The sequence below is a fragment of the Verrucomicrobiota bacterium genome (assembly GCA_016200005.1).
Lineage (GTDB): Bacteria > Verrucomicrobiota > Verrucomicrobiia > Limisphaerales > PALSA-1396 > PALSA-1396.
This window is the reverse complement of the sequence record JACQFP010000034.1, coordinates 65125-71418: the sequence shown is the minus strand read 5'-3', so window position 1 is coordinate 71418 and position 6294 is coordinate 65125. Positions and strand designations below refer to the sequence as shown.

The 6294-nt window shown below is 58.6% G+C and carries 4 protein-coding genes; all 4 read left to right on the top strand.

Annotation, left to right across the window (positions count from 1 at the left end; all coding sequences use genetic code 11):
* Nucleotides 1-158: 158 nt before the first annotated feature.
* Complete coding sequence (locus HY298_12990; protein MBI3851171.1) at nucleotides 159-605, top strand: hypothetical protein; 447 nt, start codon at nucleotides 159-161, stop codon at nucleotides 603-605.
* Nucleotides 606-878: 273 nt separating this feature from the next.
* Complete coding sequence (locus tag HY298_12985) at nucleotides 879-2144, top strand: hypothetical protein (GenBank protein ID MBI3851170.1); 1266 nt, start codon at nucleotides 879-881, stop codon at nucleotides 2142-2144.
* A gap of 441 nt (nucleotides 2145-2585) precedes the next feature.
* Entirely contained in the window at nucleotides 2586-5498 is a 2913-nt protein-coding gene (locus HY298_12980) for a glycoside hydrolase family 78 protein (GenBank protein ID MBI3851169.1), read from the top strand.
* Nucleotides 5495-6283 (top strand): ThuA domain-containing protein, encoded by a 789-nt coding sequence (locus HY298_12975; protein MBI3851168.1) that lies wholly within the window; start codon nucleotides 5495-5497, stop codon nucleotides 6281-6283. Before HY298_12980 ends, HY298_12975 begins: the two co-directional genes overlap by 4 nt.
* Nucleotides 6284-6294 lie beyond the last annotated feature (11 nt).

Here is a 6294-nt window from a genome sequence, read left to right as displayed (position 1 = left end):
CTTGGGCTGCGTTTTTTTACTCATGCCCACGAGCTTAAAAAGTCTTGCAGCGGATGTCCCGACAAATCTACTTAGCATTTATCCATCAATAGCTTCTAACTGAGGATGCATGTCCGCTGATTATTCTCGCCGGCTCCACGCGTCCGATCGAAGAACTTTTGATCGAGCAGACGCGCTACATCCTTTCGCTCGATGGCGACTTTTCGTCCGACGACCAGAAGCGGCTGTCCGAGGTCCAAACAGAAGTGAACAAGGTCAGGAACATCACGGCTGCAGATTCGGATTCAATGATGCCGATTATGGGCGCGCCACCATCGTACTGGCTCGACCTGCGCCGATATGACGCGCCAGCTCTCGCTTCGGAACTGAAACAGCCGTTTTTGATCCTGCAAGGCGGGCGCGATTATCAGGTCACCCAGGCGGATTTCGAAGGTTGGAAGAAAGCGCTGGGTTCTCGTCGGAACGTCACGTTCAAACTCTATCCGAAACTCAACCACCTGTTCGTCGGTGGCGAAGGCAAAAGCTCACCGGCTGAATACGACCAGCCGGGGCGCGTGGCAGACGAGGTGATCAACGACATTACGCGCTGGATTTCCGCGAGGTAGCACACTGGCAAACATCACCACCTTCCCGGAGCAATCTGCCGAAATTCAAATCGCCGATAGCACCGGCGGGCGGATGAATCTCACGGCAATTCCGAATTTGGCACCGGACGGGAGGGGATTCGATTTACAGCTTGACGCTGTGCTGAACTCGGCAGCAAAAGAAAAATGATATGAGAGCATTGCAGGCATGAGCGGACTGGTTTTACTCATCCAGCCGGGCGTGAGTTGTCCAACATCAACGTCCAAACCAAAAAGCTCTTCACGAACATCATCATGACCACACTGCAAAAAACCATGATTGGAGCGACGCTCGCCGCCGCCGTCGGCATAGGAATCTACGAAGCGCGCCAAGCTTCAAACCTGCGAAGCCAGGTTCGCACGCTCCAGCAACAGCAGGTTCCGCTCGCCAAACAAATCGAGCAACTGACCCGCGAAAGAGACGACGCATCGAGCAAGCGGGTTATGTCCGCCACCAACTCGTTGATCAAACGCTTCAACTGGGAGTTAGTCGAATCGTCCGACTACAAGCAATACATTGCCAACCTGCGCGCGGTCGGCTGCCCGGAGGAAACCATCCGCGACATTATCCGCGCGGACGTGAACAAGCTCTATGAAGAGAAGAAGAAGGAGGCCCGCCGGCGCTCGCCGAAGTTCAAGTATTGGCAAAGGAAAGAAGAATACACCCGCAGCTACGGACGGGAATCGTGGCTGAAAATGTTTGAACTCGACGAGGAGCGCAACGCGGTCTTGCGCGCGCTGGGCATCGAACCCGACGTGGACATGAAGACGCTGGAGCGTGCCAACGAGTTCGATTTGCTGACGGACTTCCTCGATGACGAGGGCAAGAAGGCCCACATTCTGCGCCTGGCAAAGGAGTTGAATGATCAAGCCACCATCCTCGGGGAAAGCTCGATCCCGACACTGTTGAAGGAAATGGAAGCCGCCATGAAACAATTCCTCACTCCGGAGGAGGCGCGCCAGGCCGACCTGCGGATATCGATGACCGGAAACATACTGCGTAGTCAACTTGCTGCCTTTGAGCCGTCGGAGCAGGAGTTCTTGTCCCTCTTCGATCTGCGCAAGGTTTTCGACGTGCAATTCCACGGGATGGACCCTGGCAAGGCAACGGCCGCCGAGCGAACCGAACGCAGAGAGGCATGGATGGGATTGCAGGAACAAATCAAACAAACACTTGGCGCGCAGCGTTACGCCGACTATGAGCTGGCCCAGAACCAGGATTTTCGGCAGATGTACCGTGTCGCCAACGAGGCTGGCCTTGGCGCGCCGGAGGCAAAGCAGGTTTATGCCATGCGGCAACAGGCTGAGGAGCAGGCGGCTCGCATCCGAAACGACCAAAGCCTCACTCCGGAACAACGCAGCCAGGCGCTCGGAGGCATCCGGCAGGAAACCGAAAAGACCATCCACACTGTGCTCGGCGAAAAAGGCTGGGATCAATTCAATCGGGGTGCCAACAATCGGTGGCTCGACGCCATCAATCCACAGTCTGTCCCACAGAACCCCGCCACCCCGCGTCCATGAAGTGGGCCGAGAGCATGGAGGCTGAATCACGCATCTGGATGGCGCGTTGCCCTTGTGACATCGGCAACCTTCCCTTAAGCGATGAGCAGGAAGAAAGCCTCTATTTGGCAAAGTCTTGATTCTCGTCAAGCCTCGCCTGGCCGACAACGCTAAGATTGCCCCACGAAGCAAGATTCCATTTTCGGGAACCAAGGTTTCATTTTCGGCTTCATGAGCCAGTCCATGAAAGGATTCTACCTGCGCTACATTGGGCCGCCGGCGGCGCAACGTGGCGGCCATCGCGTTGGTCAAGCTGATCTACAATCAGGCGCGTTACGAACCCCGACATCGGATGTCGGGGCTGCCCGCCGCCTAAAAAGCGAAGATCAAAAGCAGAAACGATTGAAAACCGAACTGCCATCATCAACCCAACTCCGAACAGCAGTTTTCCGAAGTTCCCCGATGAAAATTTCCGTCGCAAAAATTACCTTGTTACTGGTCCTGGTCTTCACCGCTGCTTGCGCGCAGGCACGCGACCTAAAGGTTGCAGGTCTGAGATGCGAATATCTCGTCAACCCGCTGGGAGTGGATTCGACTCAACCGCGTCTCAGTTGGACGCTCGCCTCCAAAGCGCGAGGACAAGTTCAAACGGCGTATCAAATTCTGGTGGCCAGCTCGCCTGAAGCCCTGCGCAAAAGCCAGGGCGACCGGTGGGATTCTGGCCAGGTCAAGTCGGACCAAACCATCCAGATCGTTTATGCCGGCAAACCGCTTCGCTCCGGCGCCCGCGTCTTTTGGAAAGTCCGCGTCTGGGAACAGGATGGCCAGGCGTCCGCTTGGAGCGCGCCGGCGTTTTGGCAGATGGGTTTGCTGGCGGCCAAGGATTGGCAGGCCCGGTGGATTGGGGACCGCGCCGAGTTGCCGCCGGTCATTCCGCCCAAAACTCCGAAAGACGCGGAGCGATACGACGCTCAACCCGCGACGATGCTGCGCAAGCGCTTCGACGTGTCCGCCAAAGTCCGGCGCGCGACACTCCATGCCAGCGCGCTCGGCGCGTACGAGATTCACCTGAACGGCCGGCGCGTCGGCGATCACATCCTCGCGCCGGAATGGACCGATTACCATACGCGGGTTCAATACCAGTCCTACGATGTCACCGCGCTGTTGCGTTCGGGTGACAACGTTATTGGTGCACTGCTCGGCGACGGCTGGTACGCCGGACGGCTCGGCATGTCGGATGCGTTGTTCAAGAAACTGCGCGGGGTTTATGGGCGGAAACCGTATCTGCTGGCCCAATTGGAAATCGAGCTGGCGAATGGACAAAACATGACGGTCGCCTCGGATGGTTCGTGGGTTTCCACCAAGCAAGGTCCGTTGCGCAGTTCGGACATCCTCGATGGTGAGGTTTATGACGCGCGTCGGGAAATGCCCGGCTGGGATGCGCCAGGGTTTGATGCACAAGCCTGGCAGCCGGTGGAAGTGCTCGCCGAGGTCAAAGCCGGACTCGTCGCCCAGCCCAACGAACCCATCCGCGTCGTCGAGGAATTGAAACCCGTCGCCCTCAGTGAGCCAAAGCCCGGCGTGTTCGTCTTCGACATGGGACAGAACATGGTCGGTTGGTGTCGTCTGAAACTGAGCGGCGCGCCCGGCACTACGGTCATTCTCCGCCACGCCGAAATGACCAACGCCGACGGTACAATCTACACCGCCAACTTGCGGGGCGCGCCGCAGGTGGACCGCTACACGTTGCGCGGCGGCGGAACGGAAATGTTCGAGCCGCACTTCACGTATCACGGATTTCGCTTCGTGGAAGTTACCGGTCTGGTCCAGAAGCCGAAGTTGGCTGAACTCACGGGCCGGGTCTTCTGCTCTTCGTCGCCAGAGGTCGGCCAGTTCACTTGCTCCAACCCGATGCTCAATCGGCTTTGGCAAAACATCCGCTGGACGCAACGTGCCAACCTGATGAGCGTGCCAACGGATTGTCCGCAGCGCGACGAACGGCTCGGTTGGATGGGCGACATTCAGGCCTTCGCCCAAATGGCCTGCTATGGCATGGACATGGCCGCCTTCTTCAAGAAATGGATTCCCGATGTGCGCGACGCGCAGGCCGATGACGGTCGTTACGCGGATTTTTCGCCGCATCCCTTTGATCGCAACCAGCACTTCACGGGCGTTCCGGCCTGGGGCGATGCGGGCGTCATCGTGCCGTGGCGCGCGTGGCTGAACTACGCGGACCAACGCCTGATCGAGGAGCACCTTGATTCGATGAAGCGGTGGATCGATTACGTTCACAGCCAGAACCCCGGCCTCATCTGGCGCAAGGGGCGGGGCAATGACTACAACGACTGGCTCAACGCGGACACGCTCAAGCTCCCCGGCTGGCCGGCCAAAGGCGGCGAGGTGCCAAAGGACGTCTTTGCCACAATGTATTTCGCTCACTCCGCCGAACTCGTGTCGAAGATGGCCAAAGCGATCAGTCGCCACGAGGACGCGCGCCGCTACGGCAAACTTTTTGACGAGATCAAGGCGGCCTTCAACCAGGAGTTCGTCCAGGCGGATGGTCGGTTGCCGGGCGACACGCAGGCCGGTTACGCGCTGGCACTCCATTTTAATTTGTTGCCCGACGACCTGCATCCGAAGGCGGTCGCGCACTTGCGCGAGGCCATTCGCAAATACAACGGGCACCTTTCCACCGGGTTTCTCTCCACGCGCTGCCTGATGCTCGAATTGACGCGCTCCGGCTACAACGACGAAGCCTGGCAGCTTATCACGAATCGCACGTTTCCTTCTTGGGGTTACATGATTGAAAACGGCGCGACGACAATGTGGGAACGCTGGGACGGCTACGTGCAGGGTCGTGGCTTTCAGGACCCGGGCATGAATTCGTTCAATCACTGGGCGTTTGGCTCGGTGGGCGAATGGATGTTCCAGAGCATCGTTGGCATCCAGCCCGACGAAACGCGTCCAGGCTGGAAACACTTCGTCATTCGTCCGCGTCCCGGTGGCGGGGTCACCTGGGCCAACGGGCGCTATGATTCGATCCGCGGTCCGATCACGAGCGCCTGGAAAATTGAAAAGGACAAGCTCGCGCTTACGGTGACGATTCCCGTCAACACGTCCGCGACCGTTTATGTGCCGGCAGCCGGTGTGGACGAAGTAACGGAGAGCGGCAAACCGGCCACTTCAACTCCGGGCGTGAAATTCCTGCGGGTGGACGACGGCGATGCGGTTTTTGAAGTCGGCTCGGGGCGCTACCAATTTGCCGCACCGATGAACCACAATTCACGTGTTAAGGACGCGTACATCGGGAAGCGTGAGCGCAAAACCACGCGCAGCTTTATCAACCAACAAACCAGTCCGCTCCAAGCAATATGAAAACTCCAAGAATGCTCTTTTCGCTCACCACATTATTGCTGGTTTGCCTCGCCGGCTGCGCATCGCGGCCGTCGGCAGGCACCCGATTCAACGCGCTTGTCTTTTCCAAGACGCTCATGTACCGGCACGCTTCGATAACCAACGGCATCGCGGCGATCAAGCAACTCGGCGTGGAGAATAGATTTTCGGTGGACGCGACGGAGGACTCGAGTTGGTTCACGCCGGCGAATCTGGCGCGCTACCAGGTCGTCATCTTCCTCAGCACCTCGGGTGACATTCTGAATGACGAGCAACAAATAACGTTCCGGGAATTCATCGAACGCGGCGGCGGGCTGGTGGCCGTTCACGCTGGTGCGGCCGGCGACGTGGCGACCGAAGGAGGCTGGCCGTGGTATGGCGACGCGTTGTGCGCGCGGTTCACCAATCACTCGGCTATCGTCGAGGCGGCCATAGATGTCGAGGACGCGCACAATCCTTCGACCAGCGGCTTGCCGAAACGTTGGGTGCGCAGGGACGAGTGGTATAATTTCATCCAAAGTCCGCGCGGCAAAGTGCGCGTGCTCGCTTCGCTCGACGAGAGCACTTACAAGGGCGGCACGATGCGCGGCGATCATCCGGTGGCGTGGTGCAAGAGGATCGGCCACGGCCGCGTGTGGTACACCGCGCTGGGCCACACCGAAGCGAGTTTCACCGAACCGTTGTTCTTGCAACACCTGTTGGGCGGAATCCAAGTCGCAGCCGGCACGAAGCCAGCAGACTTCAAGCCCAAGGAGAATCCCCGTTGAATTGAGCCATG